The sequence below is a fragment of the Elusimicrobiota bacterium genome (assembly GCA_016722575.1).
GTDB lineage: Bacteria > Elusimicrobiota > Elusimicrobia > FEN-1173 > FEN-1173 > JADKIY01.
Genome location: JADKIY010000002.1, coordinates 502,279 through 525,648, shown reverse-complemented (window position 1 = coordinate 525,648; position 23,370 = coordinate 502,279). Strand labels below are relative to the sequence as shown.

The window sequence follows — 23,370 nt, the reverse complement described above, 5'->3', positions numbered from 1 at the left end:
AGGGGTCTCCTGAGTATTGGGGCGGACATAATATACCAGATCGATGGGCTCCCGGAGGGCTACCCGGGCGTCCCCGCGGGAGGGGCCGACTAGCCAGGACCCCGCGCGTAGGTTACAATTCCCCCACGGCGCCCGCGGGCCGCGACCGCAAACCCTTTTGAAGGACGGCACCCCATGAACCCAACCGTGCAAAATTCGAATTCCGACCGCCGCGTCATCCTCGTGGGCGCCTACGCCACCCCCTTGGCGTTCATCCTCGGAACCCTCGGGATATTTTTGGCCACGATTCCCGAGAAGGAACAACTGGTTTGCGCGGGGGTCCTCGGTTTCACCGTCTTTTACAACGTGGTCTTCCCTTTTTTCTTTAAAAACCTTTCGCAGGACCTTCGCGGCGTGAACGTCCATATCCGTTTGTACCTGAACCTGGCCGTCAACAGCGTCCTGGTGTATTTCTTGGGTGACAGTTTCCATCCCATTTGGCTCATTTTGGCTCTCACGCCCATCGCCTCGGCCATTTACGGTTCCCGCCGGAACACCCTGATCAAGGCCGCCGTGGTGTCGGCCATTTTGCTCGGCATTCAAGCCACCCGACCGGACCGGACGTCGCTCGCCTGGGGCGAACAGGCCGCCCACATTTCGTTCATCGTTTTGATCAGCCTCCTCGTCAACCGCCTGGCCTCCCTGGCCTCGCCCCCACCGGCGTCGGCGTCCATCTGACGATTTTCCCACCGCTCCTTCGCGCTTTTGGCGCCTTCCAGCGATTTAAATCCGACCTTGGGTTTCGGTTAATTGTTCCCGGCGTCCCCGGGGGGCGGTCCCCGGCGAGGAAAACCTCCGCCCGTTCGGTTCCCGCGGCCCCCGCCCGCCCTTGAATTCCGGTCGTCGCGGGGGTAGCCTTTAGGGCCTGGAAGAGGCCCCAATGGACGAACTCAAAAAGCGGCTCCAACGCTCCACCTTCGCCGAATTGCTTCGGGGGAGCGGATTTTCTTTGGTCGAATTGTTGGTGGGGTTCGCTCTCATTTCGGCGGTGTTCCTGGTCGGGTCCCGGTTTTTCTCCAAGCTCAGCGTCGGGGTTTCCCGGTCGCGGTCCGGCACCACGGCCGCTCAACTGACCGAACGCGAGCTCAACCAATTGTTGGCTTCCCCGATCAACCGGCTGTTGGTGGGGACATCGCTCACCGCGATCCCGAACATCGATGTGACCCGGAACGTCGATTTGGTGAATTACCCCCCCGAAACGACGCAAGTCGGTTCCACCGTTTTCATCACCTACGCGCTGGTCGAAAAGGTGATCCAAAACAGCGCCGGTCAAGCCCTCGCGGTCGTGGCGTCCTCCGCCGATCCGGAAACCAACATGCGGCGGATTACCGTGACCACGGTGTGGACCGAAAACGGCCGCACGCACTACTACACTTCGGCCAAAGTTAAACAGGTGGGGCTGGATTTTGAAATCCCGGCCGTTCTTCGCGGAACGGTCACGGACGGGGGCGGGACCCCCCTGCGGGGGGTTCAAATCAATGTTCTTCAATCGCACGTCAATTCCTCCGGGGGGAGTTACCGCAACTACGACGGCAAATACACCCGATCCGACGGCACCTACGAGTTGCAGGTGTATTCGGGCCTTTACAGCGTTGAGGCGCGCCTCCCCGGCAAGGACTCCCAAACCGCCACGGACGTCCGAATCACCACGGCCAACTCCCCGGTTCAATTGAATTTCACCCTGCAACCCCGGAGCACCGGGCAAATGTCCGGGAAAATATGGTACCACCTGGGCCCCGTCATCTCCCAGGTGGTGGGGACACCGTGACCACTTCGGGTTTTCACCAGGAATACGTCGAGATTTTTCTGGCGGAAGCCCAGGTGAATAACCTGTGGTCGAACGGCTCCCATTACACTCTGTCTTTGCCCAACGCCGTCTGGCGGCGCTGGGGTCTCCGGTTTCAGCGTCGAACCGGGCAGGACGTCGCGGCCAAACCGATTAATTTGCGTTGGATTGACGAACCCCCCGTCAGCGGCCTTTACTATTTTGAACGTCCCTACGTGATTTTTGCCAACACCAACCCCGTGGTCATCAACGGAATCACCCGTCAGGTCCACGCGGTGTGGGACACGACGACCACGGGGGTGGGAAGCAATTTTGATTATTGGGATTTGGCGGCGGGGGGGCATTTCACCGCGGGGGATCCGAACATCTTTCCCGTGGTCGAGGACGGAATCGGGGGGACGACGCCGGAGGCGGAAGGGGCGGGGGCGTTGGAGTTGTACGACACCGCGTTGGGACTGGTCTACGACCGGGTGGGGTGGAGCCGCGGCGTGGGCATGGACCCCGGGTTTTCCGAAGGGACGCCGATTCAAGGCGGCGGGACGGGGTTGCGACGGGGCGAGCAGTTCGTCCGGTATTCCAGCACCGGCGGCATCGACCGCACGTACGGTTCGGCCTATGACAGCGGGAACAACGATTTGGATTTCGGCGACGTCTATCCGATGGCGTATCGGCCGTTTGAATGGCAGGACAACCCGAACGTTTCGGGCCGATACGAGCAGGCCGGAGCGGCCCCGCGGTGTTTGGCCGGGACGGTCGATCCGACGCTAATTCTGACCGGCGGAGACGAAATGTCCGATGTGGTCCGGGGGACCGTCACTTGGGTGGGGGGGCGCCCCGTGGTGAATTACAGCCTGACTCTGGGAACGGGGACGTTTCCGGTTTATTGGTCGACCGCTCTGGGGCGGGGTTACACGTACGGTTTTGATAACTATTACAAACAGTTCTACATCGCCCGGGCGTCCTCGGCGGTAACGGATCTTCACGCCTACAACTTCCAATTCATCAACCCCGGCTTTTTCCCCGGCGGGAGCATCACCGAGGGGACGTATCGGAACGGTCTGGGGGCTCCGGCGGCCAACGTCGCCATCGCCGGCCAAACCCGCAACGCGGGGGGAGGCGTGCCGACCATTGCGCTCGACGGTAATGTCTTTTATCCCATGAACGCCGTCAAAGTCACCAACGCGGCCGGGTATTACCGGACCTTGAGTTGGGGCGGTTTGTACGTCAACAACAACGACAGCGAATCCCAATACGTCAATTTTGCATCCACCCCCGGGGGAAACACCCCGCTGGATCTCGTTCGCAAGGCCACGGCGTTTTTACGGGGACGCGTGGTTCTGAGCGACGGAGTGACGCCGGCGGAAGGTTTTCTGGTGAAGGTGTATTACTGCTGCGGCCGCACGACGCTGAGAAACCAAACCAGCGTCCAATACAACGGCTATTTCGACACGTACGTGGGCACCGGTACCTGGGAAATCGTGCCGATCAACGCCACGAACTACACCGTCAACGAGATCACCAGTCCGGAGAGCGTGACCGCCATGGTCGGCTTTGCGGACGAAGGAAACGTGATTTCGGTCGGGACCTACACGGTCGTGAACAACGCCTGCGGCGTGGCCGGTCGTGTGCTGAACGGAGGGGCGGCCATTCCCTCGGGCGTGTTGGTGTCGGCGGTGCCCACGGCGCTGAACGCCGCCTACTTGACGGCCCTTTCCACCACGGGGGCGACGGCCAACGGGGGATGGGTGAGCGCGCTCTCGGATGAACAGGGGTATTATCAAATCCGCGCCCCGACCCCGGGGAATTACAATCTTTACGCCTTTTACGCGGATTTGGTCAACGGGTCGGTGGTGGTGCGCCAAAGCACGCCCACGGCGGTGATCCTTTCCTCCGGGGCGACGCTGACGAGCGACATCAATTACTGAATCGGCCCGATGAACGGATTTTTCCAAGGCGGCTAAAAGCGAGGATCGTTTGATGCTGAGGCGAAAAAAGAACACGCGCGGTTCGCTGGTGGTCGTCTTGGTGGTGGGAATGGCTTTGTTGATGCTTCTCATCCCACCGTTGACGCAATGGCTGCGCAAGGACGCGAAGGACGCCGTCCGCTATCAGCGGGCCCTCCAATCCTCCAATTTAGCGGAAGCCGCTCTGGAGAAGGTGGAATGGCGCCTGTCCGGGGACGCGGGCTTGTCGGCGGCGCTCGTGGCCGGCTCCGCGCCCCCCGGCTATCAGGGGGACGTGGAGTACACCGACATCGAAGGCGGCGTCTACAAGGTCGACGTGGCTCTCAGCACCGCGGTGCATTCCACGGGATTCACGTTGACGATTCGGGCGAAGGAAAACCGAACCCATGTCGTCAAAGCGGTGCAAGCGACCTACGTCAAACCCGAATTCAAGGTCGCGGCCCCGGTCGGCTACGTTAGCGTCAACGGGGTTTTTGCCGACATCCATTGGTCTCCGATCGTCGGCAGTTACTTTTCCGGGGCGGCGCTGCCGTTGCCGGATTTCCCGCGGCTTTTGTCCGGGGGTTATATCACCAACGTCGATACCAGCCCCGTGTTGCCGAACAGCGGGGTGGGGTGGTCGTCCTACGATCCGAATTTGGCGAACAATCAGGCGCCGAACGTCGATTATGCGTATTACCAAGACAAAGCCGCGCACACGCGTTTACCGACCAGTACGCCCGGGGGCACGATTCAGATTTTTCCCACCCGGACGGACAACGTCTTTTTCGTGCCGAACGGCGTCTCGCCGGTGAGCAATCCCCCGGGCAGCGGCTATTTTCCGGGGGCGGACAACGCTCTCGTGAAGGGCGTCATCGGCAACGATCAGCTGATCCTGGGGTTCATGAACGACGGGGGCGGCGGCTACGTGTTCCAAAACTCCACCTCGGTCGTGTTTGTCGCCGGACGTGAAATCAACGCCGAAACCTACGTCTTTTTGGACACGGGCACGTTTCTGGATGTGGAGGCTCTCGTGGTGACCGGAATGAACTACTACGCCTTTGTCTACGCCGCCGGCGCCGGCGGGGGGGTGGTGGTGTCGTCGATCCCCTCCGGCGCGGATTTGGAATACGCTTCCGCGGCGGGCCTGGCGGTGTGGAACGCCGGCGGCGCTTCCAGCATGGCCACCGCCTACGCTCAACCCAATCATTGCTGTTACACCATCAACAACGTCAACGTCCATGGGCTGGTGATCACCGAAGATCTTTTGCCCAACGACCACGCCGGCGTGTTCGTGGGGGGGGCCGTGTCGGACGGGGCCGGATCGCAGAGTGGCGACATTTTTGGCGTTTCGGGGCGAACGTACCGGGACGCGATCTATTACGAACCGGCCCTCATGGACAACCTTAAAACATTGAATACACCCATTCGAAAATCCTGGAAGGAAGTTTCCGCGACGTGGTAAGAAAAAGGAAAGCGGCCTTTACGTTGGTCGAAGTGTTGGTGGCTTCGGCTTTGATGGGCGTTGTGGCGGTGTTGGTGCCCCAAGCCTTGAGCAAAATCTATCAGTTGTTTACCGTCAATCAAGCGCGCATCGAATGCCAGCGGGACCTTCGGGACTGCGTTTTTCAGATGGAAAAGGATCTGAATCAAGCGCGGTCCACCACGGTTCGAGTGTCCCGGGACGTCAATCAGCCGGTGTTTTCGAAAATCGCCTTTCAGACGTTGGCGGGCACCACCACGACCTACCGTCAGGACGGACGCCGGTTGATCGTGAATCGCGGCGGCGAGGACATTCCGCTGACGCGGAATTTGATGTCGGTCGCTTTTTTGCTCAACGAAATGGGTCAAACCCGTTCGGTGCACATCGCGCTGGTGGTGGGAAAAGACAGCGACCGGAATCACAAGAAAACCTCCTCCACGCTCGTCCGCAACATCGTCTTCAAGAACAGCTAGTTTTCCCCCGGGCCCTTCCTTCCCCCGCCGGATTCGGAAAGCCTGGCCACGCCGGTGGGAGAAGGGTACAATGACTGAAAACACCGCCCCGTCCGAGGCCGAAAAGCCCGGCCTTCCGGGCGGGCGATGGGGACCCACCGAATGAACGCCTTTCAGGTTGTTTCAAGATTCTCGCCGGCGGGGGACCAACCCGCGGCCATCGACCAATTGGTGCGGGGACTTCGGGCCGGGGACAAGCACCAGGTCCTCCTGGGGGTCACGGGCAGCGGCAAGACCTTCACCATGGCCAACGTGATCGCCGCCATGAATTGCCCCGCGCTCGTCCTCTCCCCGAACAAAATCCTCGCCGCCCAGCTTTACGCCGAGTTAAAAGCGTTCTTCCCCAAAAACGCCGTCGAGTATTTCATTTCCTACTACGACTATTACCAGCCCGAAGCGTACGTCCCCCAAAGCGATACCTACATCGAGAAAGACGCTTCCATCAACGACCACATCGACCGGTTGCGGCTGAAAGCGACCTCGTCGCTTCTCGAACGCCGCGACGTGATCGTGGTGGCCTCGGTGTCGGCGATTTACGGGTTGGGCAGTCCCCGGGAATACAAGGACCTGTGCGTGGGCCTTGAGGTTGGCGCGCCCCGGGAGCGGGACGACGTGACCCGGGGATTGGTGGACATTCAATACGAGCGAAACGAGATCGAATTCTCCCGGGGGAAATTCCGGGTCAAAGGCGACGTGGTCGATATTTTTCCCGCTTATTTGGAAACCGCCCTTCGCCTGGAATTCGACGGGGGGGTGCTCAAACGCCTTCGGGAAATCAATCCCTTGACCGGCGAAACGATCCAGGAGAAGGAGCGCACCTTCGTGTACCCCGCCAAACACTTCGTCACCACGGGCCCGACCATCGACCGGGCCCTGGAGGATATTCGGGGGGAATTGTCGGAGCGGCTGGGGGTCCTGCGGGGCGAGGGCAAGTTGCTCGAAGCCCAGCGGTTGGAACAGCGGACCCGGTTCGACATGGAAATGATGAAAGAGTTGGGCTTTTGTCACGGCATCGAAAACTATTCCCGCCCCCTCTCGGGACGAAAGCCGGGGGAGCGCCCGGCCTGCCTCTTCGATTATTTTCCATCCGATTATCTGGTGGTCATTGACGAATCCCATGTGACGGTGCCCCAGATCGGCGGCATGTACGAAGGCGACCGCTCCCGGAAGCAGACCCTGGTCGATTACGGTTTCCGCCTGCCCTCCGCCTTGGACAACCGTCCGCTGAAATTTTCCGAGTTCGAAGCCCTCGTGCCCCGCGTGGTGTACGTCAGCGCCACCCCCGGCCCCTACGAGTTGAAAAAGACCGGGGGGGCCGTGGTGGAGCAGGTCATCCGCCCCACGGGCCTGGTCGATCCGGAGGTCCTTCTTCGTCCCATCCAGGGCCAGGTGGAGGATTTGATCGGGCGGATTCAGGAACGGGTGAAACGGCGGGAACGGGTGTTGGTCACGACGCTGACGAAAAAGACGGCGGAGGATTTATCCGATTATCTTGAGGGGAGGGGCCTTCGGGTCCGGTATCTGCATTCGGACATCGAATCCCTTCGCCGGATCGAAATCCTGAAGGACCTGCGCCGGGGGGCCTTCGACGTGCTGGTGGGCATCAATCTTCTTCGCGAGGGGCTCGATTTGCCGGAAGTGTCCCTGGTGGCGGTGCTGGACGCCGACAAGGAAGGGTTTCTTCGATCGGAAACGACGCTCATTCAAGTGTGCGGGCGGGCCGCCCGGAACGTGAACGGCCAGGTGGTGCTTTACGCCGACAAGATCACCGGCTCCATGGAGCGGGCCATGGGGGAAATGGACCGTCGTCGGCAAAAACAAACCGCCCACAACGCGGCCGAAGGCATCACCCCCAAAACCATCGTTTCGGCGGTTCACGATTTGGAGGAATTCCAGATGAAGGCCAAGGAAACGCTTTTGCCCGGCTTGTTCCGGGAGGCGGGCGCCTCCTATTTAACCCGGAAAGAACTGCCGAACTTGATCAAACAGCTCGAAGCGCAAATGCGGGAAGCCGCCGACGCCCTGGACTACGAGTTGGCCGCGGTGATCCGTGACAAGATGATCGAAATCAAGGACATGATGGCCACCGGGCGCGGGACCCGGTCGGGAAAAATTCAAAAAGGTCGGGGAAAAAAGGCGGGGGACGGCTAGGGACGTCGACCGTCGAAGAAGGGGGGCGGGTCCTCGGGTTTGTCCGAATATTCCTCCATGACGCGGGTGGCTTCGGGAACGACCTTTTGGAACGCCGCCACCACCCGGGGGTCGAAGTGTTGGCCGGACCCGTCTTCGATGATTTTTAGGCTGTCGCTCAGGGTGAACGCCGGCTTGTAGCACCGTTTGGAAGTCAGCGCGTCGAACACGTCGGCCAGGGCGACGATGCGGGCTTCGAGGGGGATGGACTCGCCTTTGAGCCCGTCCGGGTAGCCGGTTCCGTCCCATTTCTCGTGGTGGGACCGGGCCACGCGTTCCGACATTTGGAGTAAATTGTTTTCGGAATGGCTTAATATCTCCGCTCCGTAGACTGGGTGTTTCCGCATTTCCAGCCATTCCTTTTCGTCCAACCGGCCCGGCTTTCGCAAAATGGCGTCCGGAACCCCCAATTTGCCGATGTCGTGCATGGGGCTCGCCAAGAAAAGGCTCTCGCAAAAATCCTCGGGCAAACCCATGGATTCGGCGATCATCCGGCTGTAGCGGCTCATGCGCTCCAGGTGTTTCTTGGTGTCGAGGTCTTTGTATTCCGCCGCGGCGGCCAAACGGAAAATCGTGTCTTTCGTGGCGTCCCGGATGATTTCGTACAACTGGGCGTTTTCAACGGCCGACGCGGCTTGCTCCGTGACCAACAGCAGGATTTTTTCGTCGTCGCTGTCGAAGGCCCCGGCGGTCTTGTTGAGAACCTGAAAGGCCCCGATCACCTCGCCTTTCGCGTTCACCATGGGGGCCGTGAGCAAATTGCGGGTGCGGTAGCCGGTGGCGCGGTCGACGTCCTGGTTGAACCGTTGGTCGGCGTAGGCGTCGGGAATATTGATCACGCGGCGGGCCACCATGGCCTCGCCCACAATGCCGCGACCGGCCGGAACCCGGATTTCCCGTTCGCCGGAAGCCACCCGGGACCACAGCTCATTTTTTTTCTTGTCCAGGAGGAAAACGGTGCACCGTTCGGACTTTAGGATTTTGGCGGCGTTTTCAACGAGGAGGATGAGCAGGGCGCTCAGGTCCCGCTTGGACGAAATGACTTTGGTGAAATCGAGGAGGAGTCCGAGACGGCGTTTCCAATCCCGGAGTTCCTGGAGCTCGGCGTCGGGGGCGGCGCCCGCGGGGGACGGTGGGGTCGAAGGCATTGAGTTTAGTCTAACAGAAGTTTTCGCGCGGCGCAAAGGGCGCGGCGATTTGACACCGGACCGGGCCCGGGGTAGAATGGACCGGTGAATTTCCGACGAGAAATAGCCGCCGCCCTCCGGGAGGACCGCGCCCGGGGGGACATCACCTCCCGCGGGTTCATTCCCGGGGACGCCCGGGGCCGCGCCGCCTTGGTGGCCCGGGCCGCCGGGGTCCTGGCCGGGGTGGACGCCGCGGCCGAAGCCTTTCGCTTGATGGGGGGAACGCGCGTGCGCCTGTTGGCGAAGGACGGCGCCCGCGTCCGGCCGGGACGCCGGGTGCTGGAAGCCCGGGGGCCCCTGCGCGCCCTTTTGAGCGCCGAACGCACGGCCCTCAACGTCCTGTCCCACCTGTCCGGCGTCGCCACGCTGACCCGGCGATTTGTCGACGGGGCCGCCCGAAAATCCCTTCAAATCCTCGACACGCGCAAAACCCTCCCCGGCCTTCGGGACATGGAAAAATACGCCGTGCGGTGCGGGGGCGGCGTCAACCACCGGCGGGACCTGTCGGCGGCCGTGCTGATCAAGGAAAATCATTTGGCCTTCTACCGCACCGATCGGGATCGCCGGGACCTGGCCCGGCGGGTGGCCGCGGCGCGCCGCCGGGGGCGGTTCGTCGAAATGGAGTGCCGAAACCGTTCGGAAATCGGGTTGGGGCTGACGGTCGGCGCGGACATCTTATTGTTGGACAATTTTTCGACCGACGCTCTCCCCGCGGCCGTCCGTTGGACCCGGGCGGAGGCCCATCGGCGGGGCCTTCGGGTTCCCCGGTTGGAAGTGTCGGGAGGGGTGACCCTCGAAAAAATAGGCCGCCTGGCCCGGACCGGGGTGGATCGGGTGTCGATCGGTTGCTTGACCCATTCGGCCCCCGCCCTGGACTTCAATATGGACGTGGAAATTCAATGACCGCCGCCCCGGATTTGATCGAGTTGCTCACGCGCCGACCGGGGGCGCTCGTGTCGGGCAGCGATTTGGCCAAAGCCCTGGGATTGACCCGGGCGGCGGTGCACAAACGGGTCGCCAAGCTTCGGTCCCAGGGGTTTCAAATCGACGGGGCCAGCCGGCGGGGGTATTGCTGGGTCGGCGCCGCGGATCGCCTGGACCCCGCCGGGCTTCGACGGGGTTTTGTCCGGGACGTGCGGCGGTATGACGCCCTCCCTTCAACCCAGGACGAAGCCAAAACCCGGGCCCTGTCGGGCGCTCCGGAGGGAACGTTGATCGTCGCCGACCGGCAAACCGCGGGGCGGGGCCGGTTGGGGCGAACCTGGATTTCGCCCCCCGGCGGCCTCTGGTATTCGATTGTCCTGCGCCCTCCCGTGGCGCCGGACGCGGTGCCCGCGCTGATTTTAGTCGCCGCCCTGGAGTGGGCCCGGGTTCTGGAGTCCCGCGGGGTTCCGGCCCGGCTTAAATGGCCCAACGATCTCTGGGTGGAGGGCCGCAAAGTGGCCGGGTTGCTGACGGAAATGTCCGCCGAGATGGACCGGGTCCATTGGGCGGTTCTGGGCGTCGGGATCAACGTTTCCAACGAGCCCCCGACGAACACCGAGGTGCCCGCCGCCGCGCTGAAAGAGTGGCTGGGCAACCGGGTTACCCGCCAGGAACTGTTGTCGTCCTGGATCGATCGGTTTTCGGCGTCCTACCGGCGGTATGGCGCCGCCGGTTTCGCCCCTTTCCGGCGGGCCTACGAGGCGCGTTCCTGGCTCCGGGGCCGGTCGGTTCGCTACCAAACCGCCACCGGGACCGCCACCGGTCGCGCCGGCGGGGTGGACGCCGCCGGCCGCCTGCGGGTGGAAACCCCCCGGGGATCCGTGGCGGTCGCCGCGGGCGAAGTTTCCCTTCTCCGGTTGAATTCCCGCTGAAGCGCCTATATACTTAGAGAGCCGCGGACTTAAGTCCGACGAGCGCCATGGACAACACGCAAACCCTCCGATTGCTTTTGGCCGACCGGGACGCCGGTTTCACCCGGATTTTTCAGGAACGCTTCCGCGCCCTGGCCGACCACATCGTGACCATCGAGACCTGCACCTCCGGGGCCGACCTGGTGGAGCGGTTCTACGCCCAACCCTACGATCTCGTGTTCCTCGACCTGGCCTTGCCGGGCTTGGATCCGAAGGAACTCCTGAGCCGGTTGTCTCAAACCTCCCTCCCGCTTCCGGTGGTGGCCCTCTCCAGCGAACACAACACCCGCCCCGTGGTGGAAGCGATGAAGCTGGGGGTTCTTGACCACCTGATGAAGGAGGATTTCATCACGCTGGAACTGGCGGGGTTCGTCGGTCGTTTGCGGGAGACCTTTCGGCTTCGCCGGGAAAACGCCGAACTCCTCCAGATCAACCAGATGAAAAACGATTTTCTGGCCACGATTTCCCACGAGTTGCGCACGCCCCTCACCTCCATTTTGGGTTTAAGCGAGATCCTTCTGGCCGGGCGCATGGGCCCGCTGGTCCCCCGGCAAAGCGAAAGCTTGAAAAAGATCATCGAGCAGTCCCAGAACCTGGCCAAACTCATCAATCAATTGCTGGACGTCCAGGACATCGTTCAGGAACGCATGCGACTCGATTTCCGTCCCCTCTCCCTGGCGGAGATCGCCCAGGCCCGGGGCGACGCCGTTCAACCCCTCTTTCAGCAAAAGGGCGTCACCCTCCGGGTGGAGCCCATGGACGACCGGTTGCTCTTTCAGGGGGACCGGGAAGCCCTGGACAAGGTGCTGGAGCACGTGCTCCTGAACGCCCTCAAATTTACCCCGGCCAAGGGCTTGGTTCTGGTGTCGGCCAAGGCGTTGCCGCCCCGATCGGTTCAATTGAGCGTGTTGGACACGGGCCAGGGGATTCCCAACGAAGCGCTGCCCTACGTCTTTCAGAAATTTTTCCACGCGGACCAATCCCTCACCCGGGCCTACGGGGGGTTGGGGCTGGGTCTGGCTTATTGCAAGCACGTGGTGGAAGCCCTGGGCGGACGCATTTGGGTGGAGTCCGCCGGCGTGGGCAAGGGCACCCGGGTCAACATGACTTTTCCGCAAATGGGACTCAAAGGCGTCGAAAACGGGAAGGCCTTGAAAACCGTTTTGTGGGTGGACGACAACCCCAACATGCTGGAATTGATCGAGGTGGGGTTCACGGCCCTCCCGCCCAACGTCAAATTGCTCACCTGCCGGTCCGGCGGGGCCGCTCTGGAATCCGCCGCCACCCGGCCGCCGGATTTGATCGTTTTGGACATCATGATGCCCGACATGAACGGTCTGGAGGTTCTGGACCGCCTGCAGAAAAATGAAAAGACCCGCAAAGTCCCCGTCATGGTCGTGAGCGGCTACCGCGAGGCCGCCCAGGAGGCCGTGGGTCGGGGCGCGGTCGACTATTTCCTCAAACCCTTCCGCGTGCCCGAAATGTTGGACAAAATCCGCCACCATTTGGGCCTGCCCAAAGAACCCTGACTCCAGGCTTTTGATATAATCCGTTGGACGTCATCGGGGCGGCACGCTCCGGGGCCTCGACCACCATGACCCGCCAAAAAACCCTTTCCGAGCCCGTCCGCGTCGCCGTCATCGGCGGAAGCGGCGTCTACGACATCGACGGCCTTTCCGACGTCCAAACCGTTAAAATCAAAACCCCCTTCGGCGATCCCTCGGACGCCATCGTCGTCGGCCGCTTGGAAGGGGTCCGCTGCGCTTTCCTGCCCCGGCACGGGCGGGGCCACCGCCATTTGCCCGGGGAGGTGCCCGCCTTGGCGAACGTTTACGCCCTCAAATCCCTGGGCGTCGAACGGATTTTGGGCATCGGCGCCGTCGGCAGCCTCAAAGAGGAGCTGGCGCCCCGGCATTTCGTCGTTCCGGACCAGGTGTTCGACCGCACCAAATTCCGCCGGACCAGTTTTTTCGGCGACGGCGTGGTGGGGCACGTTTCCGTGGACCAGCCCTTTTGCGCCGGCCTTTCCCAAACCCTTTTTGAAGCCGCCCGGGACATCGGCGTCACGGCCCACCGGGGCGGCACGTACGTCTGCATCGAAGGCCCCAGTTTTTCCACCAAAGCCGAATCCCAGGTCAATCGTTCCCACGGATTCTCCGTGGTGGGCATGACCCTGGTGCCCGAATACAAGCTCGCCCGGGAGGCGGAGATCTGCTACGCCACCGTGTCCCTGGTGACGGACTACGACGTGTGGAAGGAGGGCGAGGAGGTCTCCGTCGAAAAGGTGATCGCCACCCTGCACGCCAACGTGGACAACGTCAAAAAACTCATCCGCCGGGCGCTTCCACGCTTGACCGCCGCCCGGACCTGCGCCTGCGCCTCGGCCCTTCGCCACGCCGTGTTCACGAACCCCGCCGTCGTGAAACCGGCGACCCGGAAGAAGTTGGACCTTCTGATCGGGAAATACCTCCCCGCGAAGCCGAAACGCTGACCCCGTGCTCAACGACTTCCGCGAGCTCTTGCCCATCTTTTCCAACGTCGTCATGCCGCTCCTGGCGGGGCTCATTTTTTTCGCCATGGCCAAATACGTTCACCACATCGCGCCGCTTCGGACGTTGATCACGGGAGAGCTGACCTACCGGGGCGCCTATTGGGGCTTTCTCTTCCTGGGGGTCTATCTGGCCTCCCGGCCCATCCAGATTTTGTTCCCGCATCCCTGGCCGCTCATCGTCAACAACGTGCGGGAGTTCCTCATGATCGCGGTGTTCGGCCCCGCGGTGTTTCTGGCCATGGCGAGTTTGGTGTTCGGCACGGAGAACATCCCCCGTCGGCTGATCGTCCTGGTTCTGGCCCTGGGCGTCCTGCTGGCCGGGGTGTTCGTCGTCACGAACTCTTTCGTCATCGGCGGCTCGGAACCCCTCTTCAAAGTCGGTCGCTGGACCGCCCACGACGGCCTTTGGTTTAAAAACCCCGATTTGAACCGACGGGCTTTCATGCGGATTCTCTTCGCCGTCCGGATCATCGACCCCGTGCTCCTGGTCTTCCTGGCGGGGTCGCTGGTCCTCTGGCACGCCAAGAATTACCCCGTGGAAAAGCGCGTGCTCTACGACAACATGCCCATTAAACTCTACTTGTTGGGCGCGGCCACTTACACGTTCTCGCTCACGATGCTTCTCGTGGGATTGATTTTCCTGATGGCCCACATCCCGAATCAATGGTGGATTTATTACCTGGGGGCCCTGGCGGCGGGATTTTTGGAAACGCTGTCCCTGGCGCTCCCCATGCGCAAACACGTGCAGGTGAGCGAACACCTGTGAGCCGGTTCGTCGAAAAACCCCTTCGCCGCCGCCGGGTGCACAAGGGCCGCGCCGTGGATTTTTGGGTGGACACGGTCCGCTTGTCCTCGGGCGGCACCGCGACGCGGGAATACCTGGGCCATCCGGGCGCCGTGGCGGTCATCGCCGTGGCCACGCCGGGGCCGGACCCCGAAATCCTGCTGGTCCGCCAGTACCGCTACCCCGTCCAAGAAACCACCCTGGAACTGCCCGCCGGCAAACTCGACCCGGGAGAAAAACCGGCCGCCTGCGTGAACCGGGAACTGGAAGAGGAAACCGGCGTTCGCGCCGGACGGGTCAAGAAAATCCTCTCCTACTGGCCCACCCCGGCCTTCGCCAACGAGGTCATCCATTTGTACGTCGCCCGGGACCTGAAACCCGGGCGGTTCTCTCCGGACGACGACGAGATCATCGAGCCCATCCGCCTGAAGTTGTCCGAGGTGCTGCGGCGGATTCGCGCGGGAAAGATAAAGGACTCCAAAACGGTCATCGGCCTCCTGGCCTACGACCGTTGGCGCGACCGATAGAACGTGCGCCGCGCCGTCCTCCTCGTTCTGCTGATCCTGGCGGCGCGGGCCCGGGGCGCGGTGCGCATCAACGAGATCGCCTTCGACCAATCCGCCGGCCCCGACTGGGTCGAGCTCTTTAACCCCGATACCTCCCCCGTTCTCCTCGATGGCTGGGTTCTCTCCGACATGGACGCCGCCGCCGGCAACGAAATCCACCTTGCCTACGCGACGCCCGTCCCGCCCGGCGCGTTTCTGGTGGTTTTCGTGGACGCCGCCGGGCCGCCGGACGTCGATTTTTCCGACGGGGCCGGCGCGGTTTACAGCGGCACGTCGACCACCGTCAATCTGGCCGTCACCGAAGACGAATTGGCCCTCTTCCACGGCCCGGTTCTTTCCAGCGGCGCCTTGGTGGACTTTGCGGCCTGGGTGACGGACGGGGATTACAACGGGATCGCGGATCAATCCCAGGCCCTGGCGGCGGGAATCTGGACGGCCAGCGCGGCCGTGACCCTGTCCGATTTGGGAAACGATTATTCCGTTGGTCGCCGGCGGGACGGCGTCGACGCCGACCAACCGGCGGATTTCGTCCTTTTTCCGCGCCCGACGCCCGGAGAATCCAACGCGCCCCCGCCGCCGCCCTCTTCCAACCCCCTGCAAATCGATCCGGCGACGCGCGCCTTCTCCCCTTTTGATCCCGACGCGGCCCATCGGGCGGCGCGCCTCCATTACAACGCCGGATCGCCGGCCGTCATGAAATCGATCCGCATTTTTGACACGCGTGGACGCGTGGTGCGCGATCTGGTGGCGGGGGACGTCGGACCGGCCGGGATCGATCTGGCCGGCGCGGCGGCCGGAACCGTCGAGTGGGACGGAAAAGACAACGCCGGAGAAATCGTCTCGGTCGGCCTCTACGTCGTCCTCTACGAGGGGGCGGATCCCTCGGCGGGAGGGATCCAACGGGGGCGGGGAATCGTGGCGGTGGGAAGACCGCGATGAGGCGGTACGCGGTGTGGTGGGCCCTGGGGGCCGTCTCGACCCTGGGCGCGGTTCACGGCGCCTTCGAGGACCGTCCCTTTTCCGCCCGGTCCGCGGGTCTGGGGGACGCCGCGGTGGCTTCGGCCGGAGGCCCGGATTCGGCCTATGAAAATCCGGCGGGTTTGGCCCGGACGAATCAATCCGGAGTGAGCCTCGGCCACACGGACCTCCTGGGAATGTCGGACATGCCACGCAACACGGTGTCGGCCGTGTTCCCGTTCCCCGGACGTGCCGCTTGGGGATTGTACGGCGTCGATTTCGGTTCAAACGTCTATCGGGAACGCGAGGCCGCTTTGGCCGCGGGATGGTCGCTTGATTCCACCTCCGCCGTGGGGGCGGCGATCAAAGGCCAACAATTGTCCGTTGATCGGTACGGCCGAGCGTCCGCTTGGCAAATCGACGTCGGATGGTGGGGGCGTCCCCTGCCGGGAGTGGCCGCGGGGGTGGTGGTTCGAAACGCCACCCAATCGCGCCTCCGGGGCTTGCCCGAAAAATCGCCGGCGGTTTTCCTGGCGGGCGTGGAATCCGATTTCTGGAAAGGGGCCCCCGCGTTCTTGGCGATTCGCCGGGACGCGGGGGGATCGGCGGAATGGCGGTTGGGGCAGGAAATCTTTCTCCGTTCAACCGCGGTTTTTCGAATGGGGTATCGGTCCGCCCCCGCCCGATGGGGCCTGGGGTGGGGATTCGTCTTTTCGCCTTGGTCCCTGGATTACGCTTTTCTCACGCATCCGAATCTCCCCGACCAACACCAGTTCAACTTCACCTGGCGGGGGAAGGCGCGCGTTCGCTCCGATTTCCCATGAGGAGAGTCCGCGTCGTCGCGTTGACGGCCTGCTTGTCCACGGGGATCCTCGCGACGGTCTGGACGGAGGAAGACGCCGTCGGCGTCGATGAACGGCGGTTGGAGGACGGCGACGATGGGGAGGGGCCCGAAACCCCGGCCTTTTCCGGAGACTGGCGGATTCGAACCCGGGAAGTTTATCCGCCCGGGGACGCCTATCGGAACGCCCCGCCGTCCCTTCGCCATAACCGTTACGTGTCGGCCCGCACCCGCCTCCGGTGGGGCGCCGCGTCGGCCGCGGTCCTGGCCAAGCGGGCCGCCGTGGGGCCGGCCCTTTCCGCCGACAACGTTCGCGAATGGGGAACCCTCAAAGCCGCCGTGGCCGGGGGCGTCGATGGGGACGGACCGTCGTTTGTCCTGGGCGATTACGCCATGTCCTTCGGGCAGGGGCTCGTTTTTTACGATGGGTTCGGGGAATTTGTGCGCCCGGCCCGAGTTCGGGAACGGCGTCCCCGCCCCGACGTCTCGCCGTCCCCGGAGGAGTATTTTCGCGGGGCGGCCCTGGGCACCCCGATCGGCCCCGCCCGGGTGGATTTGTTCCTTTCCCAAAAAGCGCTGGGGCTGCCTCTCAATCCCGACGGAACGGTGGACTTTAATTGGGATGATTTTCACGAACGGTCGGGGGACGTTCAGACGTCCCAGGACCTTCTCAACCACGAATCGGTCACGGAACGGCTGGCGGGGGCGCGGGTCTCGGGTCGTTGGGGTAACGCGCACGCCGGCGTCACGGGCGCGCGGGGCGTTTTCTCTCGTTTTTTTTCACCGTCGGCGGCCTCTTTTCAGGACGCCCGGGCCTTCCGGGGGCGGACTTACGCGATGGTTTCCTTGGATGGGGGTTCGACGATCGGTGCGTGGTATTTTCAGGGGGAATTGGCCCGAAGCCACGTCCCCGAAAACGCGACCGGCTCCGATCCTTTCGGCGGGGCCGTCACGGCGGTCCACCTCGGCGGGGTCAGAGAATGGGCGACGGTCTTTCGTTACGACGCCGATTTCTTTTCGCCCCACGGCAAGGGGCCCGCTTTTGCGGTGTCCGGCGGGCCGGAGTCGCTCCCCCGGAATCAAAAAGGAATACAGTTGGGCCTCGAATGGAAAAAGGATTATGGGTCCGGCCGTTTCAACGCCACCGTGGCCCAATTCGAGCAACCCCGGGGCAACGGGAACGACGCGGGCCCGCTGACGCCCTCGGCGGGCCATTACCTCCTTTTCGATCAGTCTCTGGCGTTGACGCCGGACGTTGTGTTCCGCCTTGCGGTTTCGGAAAAGGGGGACGAGCAACGGTTGGACGACGGTTCCGGAATCGATCGGACCGTTCCGACGGTCACTCGCCGGTGGCGGGGATCCCTGGAATGGTCGCGGAGTCCCCGGTGGACCTGGGATTTTCGCACGGACGAGCGGGAGGAGCGGGTCCGGTCTTTTCGACGGTTGGACCGGGGGCGGTTGTGGTCCTTTGGCGGTCGTTGGCGACCGGGCCCCCGGACGACGGTCAAGGGGCGATTTTATGTGTTCGATTCTCCCAAAGCCTATTTAACCACGGGCCCCGAGGAAATTTGGGACGGCGTGGTTTATCCCCGTTTGGCGGGAAATTCGGGGTCCCTTCGAGGAAGTCCGGGCACGCGTTTTTACCTCATTTTCAGGCGTGAATGGCGCGACGCCTTGTCCGCCTGGTTGAAATGGGAAGTGTCTCATCGCCCGGTCGCCGAAGAAGGGCGGACGGAGAGTTCGGCCGTTCCACGTCAGGCCTGGCACCTGGAAGTCGCCGGCCGCTGGGGGGAGAAGTGATACAATGCCCCCGATGATTTACGACGTGGCCGTGGTGGGGGGCGGGATCACCGGAGCGGGCGTGGTCCGGGACGCGGCGCTCCGGGGCCTCTCCGCCGTCTTGATCGAGAAAAACAGTCCCGGCGCCGCCACGACGGCCTCCTCCACCCATCTGATTCACGGTGGGCTCCGCTACCTCCTCTACGACCGCCTGACCACCCACACCACCTGCTGGGACTCGGGCCGCATCGTCCGCATCGCCCGGCCGCTTCTGACCCGCACGCCCATCCTTTGGCCCGTCTACGATTACCACCGCCACGGCATCGAAACCGTGGAAACCCTGCTGGAAAGCTACGACGGCTTTCAGAAAATGAAGGAGGGCCGGCCCCATTTGCGCCTCACGGCCCGGGAAACCCGGCGGCTGGTGCCGCGGTTGCGTCCCCAGGGGCTTCGGGGCGGACTCCTATTCGACGAGTGGTGGGTGGACCCCATCGCGCTCGTCCGGGCCAATTTGGATTCCGCCCTCCGGGCCGGCGCCCAGATCCGGACGGGCCAGGTGGTGACGGGTTTTTTGCGGGAGGGGGCCCGGGTGCGGGGCGTGCGCGTTCGCTTGGGAGGCGAGTCCCAGGACATTTCGGCCCGGATGGTGATCAACGCCGCCGGTCCCTGGGTGGACCGGGTGGCCCGAAACGCGGGAGTGGACGTTCCCCTGCGGCTCCGCAAGGGCGTTCATTTGGTGTACCGCAACCATTTGGCGTTGTCGCCGGAGCGCCTGGGGCTCCTGTTGGAAGCCGAGGACCGGGAACGCTACGTGTTCGTGATTCCGGGCGCCGACGGGTCGACCCTGGTGGGGCCCACGGACACCCCGACCCCCGAGGGCCCCGACGCCCTCTCGGCCTCGGCCGAAGACAAGCGCTATCTCCTGGCCTCGGTGCGCGCGTATTTCCCGGATTTTCCCGATTCCTTCGACGGCGTCAGCGTGGGGGCCCGGCCCATTCTGGGCCAAGCCGGGTCCGAAAAATATTTGAGCCGGGAATTTGAAATCATCGACCACGGCGCCCGGGACGGCGTGCCGGGGTTGGTGACCGCGGCGGGGGGGAAAATGTCGGATTTTCGGCTTATGGCCGAAGCCGCCGTCGACACCACGGCCCGCCTCCTGGGCATGAGCGCCCTGTCCCGCACCGCCCACGAAACCCTGGCCGGCGAACCGTTGGACGCCGCCCCCGATCGGCGGCCCCCCGGCGCCCTACTAAAGAATTTTCTCCGCCGGCACCCGCGTTGGCGGGAAGCCCACGCCTGGGCCTACCTGGCCGGCGGGTACGCCCGGCACTGGGCACGGAAATTGGCCCCCGCCAACGCCGTCACGGCCGAAGCCGCCTGGTCCCATTACCGGTGACGGCGCGCCCCTTGCGGGAACGACGATTTTCCGCCATCCTTAGGAAACGAAAAGACGACCGACGGAACACACTGCGCATCGGAAAGAGTCGACTCCATGAATCCCACTGATCCCCACCCGCACAACGAAATTCGCCCCGCCGAGGAAATCCGAACGGAATCCTTCAACGCCTGGGACCCGGCCATCACCGAACAGATCGACGCCCTGGTCGCCAAAGCGGCCGAAGCCTCCCGGAGCGAAGGCGACCCGGACACCACGGATTTGGCGCGGGAAATCATCGTCACGGCGCTTAAAACCCAGCAGGCCCACCTCTCCCGGGGCGACGTGAAGATTTTAAGCCGCGCCATTCGGGAACTGCGTTTCGGGTTCCGGGTGTTCCGCCCTTATCGGGACCGGCGCAAGGTCACCATTTTCGGTTCCGCCCGCACGCGCCCGTCGGACATCGATTACAAGCAGGCCCGGGCCTTCGCCCGCAAAATGGTCAAAAAAGGGTTTATGGTCATCACGGGCGCGGGGCCCGGCATCATGCAGGCGGGCAACCACGGGGCCGGTGCGGAAAACAGCTTCGGCATCAACATCAAACTGCCCTTCGAACAGTCGGCCAACGAATTCGTGGACAAGGGCGAGCGCTTCATCGACTGCCGGTTTTTCTTTACCCGGAAATTGATGTTCATCAAGGAAACCAGCGCCGTGGCCCTGTTCCCCGGCGGGTTCGGCACGCACGACGAGGGCATGGAAGTCCTGACCCTCGTTCAAACCGGCAAATGCGACCCCATGCCCATCGTGTTCATCGAAACGCCGGGGGGGAGCTATTGGTCCGACTGGGAAAAATACGTACGGAAAAATCTGTTGGGGAAGAAGAAGATTTCCGAGGAGGATATGAGCCTTTTTAAAGTGACCGATTCGGTCAGCAACGCGGCGGAGGAGATCGCGGGGTTTTACCGCAACTACCATTCCCTGCGCTACGTGAAGGACCGCATGGTGATCCGCCTGCAGAAGGCCCCGGAGGAGATCCCGCTTAAAATGCTCAACCGGGATTTCAAGGACATCGTGCTGCCCGGCGCGGCCATGACCATCACCAAGGCTCTCCCCGAAGAATCCGAATGGCCCGATTTGCCCCGCCTGGTGTTTCCCTTCAACCGCATCAACTACGGCCGCCTGCGCCAGCTCATCAACGCCTTAAACGCTCTCTAATTTCTTCGGTTTCCCAGTCGCCCGCCCTCGGAGCGATTACCACAGGCTCCACGTGGTGCCTTTGGAGTCCGTGTGGGTGCAGTTGACGTGTATGTCGGCGCTGTTCCCCATGCCCCCATAGGACCATGCCGCTAATTCAAGATTCGTCGTGGCCCAATCAATGAGGAGAAATCCGGGGCTGGCGCCCATTAGGCCCTTGGCGTTTGTGTGGCTGGGTTGTGTCGGTATTGAGATGGAAATGGGATCGTTTAAATACTTGCCCCCCGTTGTCATGGCGGACCAGAAAATATTGGCGGTGAGAATCCCTCCATTGAAAGTGAACCCCTCGTTATCGGCGTAATAAATCGAAAGGGCGCTTCGCAACGATCCCAATTGGCCTTTAATGGCCGCTTCTTTGGCCTTGATCACGAGGTCGGCGAACTTCGGGATAGCGATGGCCGCCAGCAAACCGATAATCGCGACAACCAACATTAATTCAATTAAAGTAAAGCCCGATTTCTTTCGGGAGGAGGCGGGCATGGGCACCACGGTCGGAGGGGCCCCGTCCGAAGGCCGGGGACCCACATCCGCCGTCCTTGGGCCGGTTCGATGAGCCGACCCAAGGGCGCGCATCAGTTCGAGGAGGGTGAAACCGTTGGTTTGTGGGCTTTTCCGCCGCATGGCACTCCCCTGATCTAAGGCTACATCCCGAATGGAAAAAAGCAAGGGCCCGGCCCGAAACGGTGAACCCGTTTCCCCGAATGGTAGAATAGGACGGCAACGGGACCATTCTCGACGGAGGCGATCGTGACCGACACCGTAAAATACCTGCTGGACGAAACCCGACTTCCCAAGTTCTGGTACAACCTGGTGGCCGATTTGCCCACGCCGCCGCCCGCGGTGCTCCATCCGGGAACCCTGAAACCCATCGGCCCGTCGGATTTGGAACCCCTGTTTCCCCTGTCCCTCATTCAACAGGAAGTCTCGACGGAGCGGGAGATCGAGATCCCCGAGCCGGTCCGGGACATTTACCGCCAATGGCGCCCCTCGCCCCTCTACCGCGCCCGCCGGCTGGAAAAGGCCCTGGGAACGCCCGCTCGGATCTATTACAAATACGAGGGCGTGAGTCCCACCGGCAGCCACAAGCCCAACACCGCGGTGCCCCAGGCATTTTACAACAAGGAGGCGGGCACCAAGCGAATCGCCACGGAAACGGGCGCGGGCCAGTGGGGGTCGTCCCTGGCCTTCGCCGGCGCCATATTCGGCATTGAAATTCAGGTTTTTATGGTCCGGGTGTCCTACAACCAAAAGCCCTACCGTCGGGCCCTCATGGAAACCTTCGGCGCCCGTTGCACGGCGTCGCCCTCCATGGACACCCAGGCCGGCCGCGCCATTTTGAAGGCCCGGCCGGAACACCCCGGCAGCCTGGGGATCGCGATCTCCGAAGCCGTGGAGGTCGCGGCCAAGGACCCCGGCGCCAAATACGCCCTGGGGTCCGTGTTGAACCACGTCCTGCTTCACCAAACCGTCGTGGGCCTGGAGGCCATGGCCCAGATGGAGATGGCCCGGGACGAGGCCGACATCGTCATCGGCTGCACCGGCGGCGGCTCCAATTTCGGTGGAATCGCTTTCCCGTTCATCGGCGCGGGGCTTCGGGGGAAGAAAAAAGCTCGGATCATCGCGGTGGAACCCGCGGCCTGCCCGAGCCTCACCCGGGGAAAATACGCCTACGATTTCGGCGACACGGCCCATCTCACGCCCCTGGTTAAAATGCACACCCTGGGCTCCACCTTCACCCCGCCGGGGTTCCACGCGGGCGGCCTGCGCTACCACGGCATGGCGCCCCTGGTCAGCCACGTCAAGGAATTGGGGTTGATCGAAGCCCGGGCCTACCCCCAGATCAAATGTTTTGAAGCCGGCGTTCAGTTCGCCCGGGCCGAAGGCATTCTGCCCGCGCCCGAGGCCAACCACGCGGTGCGCGCCGCCATCGACGAGGCGTTGAAGTGCAAAACCGAGGGGGTGTCCAAGGCCATCTTGTTCAACCTCTGCGGCCACGGGCACTTCGACATGGGCGCCTACATGGAATATTTCGCGGGGCGCTTGACGGACCAAAGCTACGAGGAGTCCGAATTGGCCATGGCGCTGGCCGGCCTGCCGTCCGTCAAGGCGTAACCTTTCTCCAACGTTTTTTGCCCGGGTGGCGAAACTGGCAGACGCACAGGACTTAAAATCCTGAGGGCCGCAAGGCTCGTGTGGGTTCAAGTCCCACCCCGGGCATTCAATTTGAT

At 63.0% G+C, this 23,370-nt stretch carries 20 protein-coding genes and 1 tRNA gene; 19 read left to right on the top strand and 2 right to left on the bottom strand.

Annotated features, from left to right (window positions below; all coding sequences use genetic code 11):
* The first annotated feature begins 174 nt into the window (after window positions 1–174).
* From IPP68_05965 to uvrB, 6 genes are all read left to right on the top strand, one after another.
* A complete protein-coding gene (locus IPP68_05965) occupies window positions 175–717 on the top strand; it encodes a hypothetical protein (GenBank protein MBL0349902.1) in 543 nt (180 codons plus the stop codon).
* Between the two features lie 202 nt (window positions 718–919).
* Window positions 920–1,807 carry a carboxypeptidase regulatory-like domain-containing protein gene (locus IPP68_05960; protein ID MBL0349901.1) on the top strand — a complete coding sequence of 296 codons (888 nt, stop codon included), beginning with the start codon at window positions 920–922 and terminating at the stop codon, window positions 1,805–1,807.
* Window positions 1,804–3,750, top strand: a complete 1,947-nt coding sequence (locus IPP68_05955) for a hypothetical protein (GenBank protein MBL0349900.1) — start codon at window positions 1,804–1,806, stop codon at window positions 3,748–3,750. The genes IPP68_05960 and IPP68_05955 overlap by 4 nt, the downstream gene beginning before the upstream one ends.
* Before the next feature lie 52 nt (window positions 3,751–3,802).
* Window positions 3,803–5,233: a hypothetical protein gene (locus tag IPP68_05950; protein ID MBL0349899.1), complete on the top strand. Its 1,431-nt coding sequence runs from the start codon at window positions 3,803–3,805 to the stop codon at window positions 5,231–5,233.
* Window positions 5,227–5,724 (top strand): prepilin-type N-terminal cleavage/methylation domain-containing protein, encoded by a 498-nt coding sequence (locus IPP68_05945; GenBank protein ID MBL0349898.1) that lies wholly within the window; start codon window positions 5,227–5,229, stop codon window positions 5,722–5,724. The genes IPP68_05950 and IPP68_05945 overlap by 7 nt, the downstream gene beginning before the upstream one ends.
* Window positions 5,725–5,850: 126 nt before the next feature.
* Complete coding sequence (gene uvrB, locus IPP68_05940) at window positions 5,851–7,914, top strand: excinuclease ABC subunit UvrB (GenBank protein MBL0349897.1); 2,064 nt, start codon at window positions 5,851–5,853, stop codon at window positions 7,912–7,914.
* Here the strand turns inward: uvrB and IPP68_05935 are convergent.
* Window positions 7,911–9,101 (bottom strand): HD domain-containing protein, encoded by a 1,191-nt coding sequence (locus tag IPP68_05935; protein ID MBL0349896.1) that lies wholly within the window; start codon window positions 9,099–9,101, stop codon window positions 7,911–7,913. The two genes, uvrB and IPP68_05935, sit on opposite strands and share 4 nt — an antisense overlap.
* A gap of 84 nt (window positions 9,102–9,185) precedes the next feature.
* On the opposite strand from IPP68_05935, the gene nadC reads away from it, so the two are divergent.
* The 11 genes from nadC (at window position 9,186) to IPP68_05880 (ending at window position 21,103) form a co-directional block, all read left to right on the top strand.
* On the top strand, window positions 9,186–10,043 hold the full coding sequence (gene nadC, locus IPP68_05930; GenBank protein ID MBL0349895.1) for a carboxylating nicotinate-nucleotide diphosphorylase: 858 nt from the start codon (window positions 9,186–9,188) through the stop codon (window positions 10,041–10,043).
* Window positions 10,040–10,996 (top strand): biotin--[acetyl-CoA-carboxylase] ligase, encoded by a 957-nt coding sequence (locus tag IPP68_05925; protein ID MBL0349894.1) that lies wholly within the window; start codon window positions 10,040–10,042, stop codon window positions 10,994–10,996. The genes nadC and IPP68_05925 overlap by 4 nt, the downstream gene beginning before the upstream one ends.
* Window positions 10,997–11,043: 47 nt before the next feature.
* Complete coding sequence (locus IPP68_05920) at window positions 11,044–12,564, top strand: hybrid sensor histidine kinase/response regulator (GenBank protein ID MBL0349893.1); 1,521 nt, start codon at window positions 11,044–11,046, stop codon at window positions 12,562–12,564.
* Window positions 12,565–12,629: 65 nt separating this feature from the next.
* Window positions 12,630–13,526 carry an S-methyl-5'-thioadenosine phosphorylase gene (gene mtnP, locus IPP68_05915; GenBank protein ID MBL0349892.1) on the top strand — a complete coding sequence of 299 codons (897 nt, stop codon included), beginning with the start codon at window positions 12,630–12,632 and terminating at the stop codon, window positions 13,524–13,526.
* A 4-nt stretch (window positions 13,527–13,530) separates the two neighbouring features.
* Window positions 13,531–14,352, top strand: a complete 822-nt coding sequence (locus IPP68_05910) for a hypothetical protein (protein ID MBL0349891.1) — start codon at window positions 13,531–13,533, stop codon at window positions 14,350–14,352.
* A complete protein-coding gene (locus tag IPP68_05905) occupies window positions 14,349–14,897 on the top strand; it encodes an NUDIX hydrolase (protein ID MBL0349890.1) in 549 nt (182 codons plus the stop codon). The genes IPP68_05910 and IPP68_05905 overlap by 4 nt, the downstream gene beginning before the upstream one ends.
* Before the next feature lie 3 nt (window positions 14,898–14,900).
* Window positions 14,901–15,875 (top strand): lamin tail domain-containing protein, encoded by a 975-nt coding sequence (locus IPP68_05900; GenBank protein ID MBL0349889.1) that lies wholly within the window; start codon window positions 14,901–14,903, stop codon window positions 15,873–15,875.
* Window positions 15,872–16,717: a hypothetical protein gene (locus IPP68_05895; protein MBL0349888.1), complete on the top strand. Its 846-nt coding sequence runs from the start codon at window positions 15,872–15,874 to the stop codon at window positions 16,715–16,717. Before IPP68_05900 ends, IPP68_05895 begins: the two co-directional genes overlap by 4 nt.
* Window positions 16,714–18,534 (top strand): hypothetical protein, encoded by a 1,821-nt coding sequence (locus tag IPP68_05890; protein MBL0349887.1) that lies wholly within the window; start codon window positions 16,714–16,716, stop codon window positions 18,532–18,534. Before IPP68_05895 ends, IPP68_05890 begins: the two co-directional genes overlap by 4 nt.
* A gap of 4 nt (window positions 18,535–18,538) precedes the next feature.
* Window positions 18,539–19,909 carry an FAD-dependent oxidoreductase gene (locus IPP68_05885; protein ID MBL0349886.1) on the top strand — a complete coding sequence of 457 codons (1,371 nt, stop codon included), beginning with the start codon at window positions 18,539–18,541 and terminating at the stop codon, window positions 19,907–19,909.
* A 96-nt stretch (window positions 19,910–20,005) separates the two neighbouring features.
* Window positions 20,006–21,103, top strand: coding sequence for an LOG family protein (locus IPP68_05880; GenBank protein MBL0349885.1), 1,098 nt, complete (start codon window positions 20,006–20,008; stop codon window positions 21,101–21,103).
* Between the two features lie 36 nt (window positions 21,104–21,139).
* Here IPP68_05880 and IPP68_05875 read toward each other — a convergent pair whose 3' ends face one another.
* Window positions 21,140–21,622, bottom strand: a complete 483-nt coding sequence (locus IPP68_05875) for a type II secretion system protein (protein MBL0349884.1) — start codon at window positions 21,620–21,622, stop codon at window positions 21,140–21,142.
* A gap of 267 nt (window positions 21,623–21,889) precedes the next feature.
* Here IPP68_05875 and IPP68_05870 point away from each other — a divergent pair, with 267 nt between their 5' ends.
* Both IPP68_05870 and IPP68_05865 read left to right on the top strand, forming a co-directional pair.
* Window positions 21,890–23,254 (top strand): TrpB-like pyridoxal phosphate-dependent enzyme, encoded by a 1,365-nt coding sequence (locus IPP68_05870; GenBank protein ID MBL0349883.1) that lies wholly within the window; start codon window positions 21,890–21,892, stop codon window positions 23,252–23,254.
* Window positions 23,255–23,273: 19 nt separating this feature from the next.
* A tRNA-Leu gene (locus IPP68_05865) sits at window positions 23,274–23,359 on the top strand.
* Window positions 23,360–23,370: the final 11 nt, after the last annotated feature.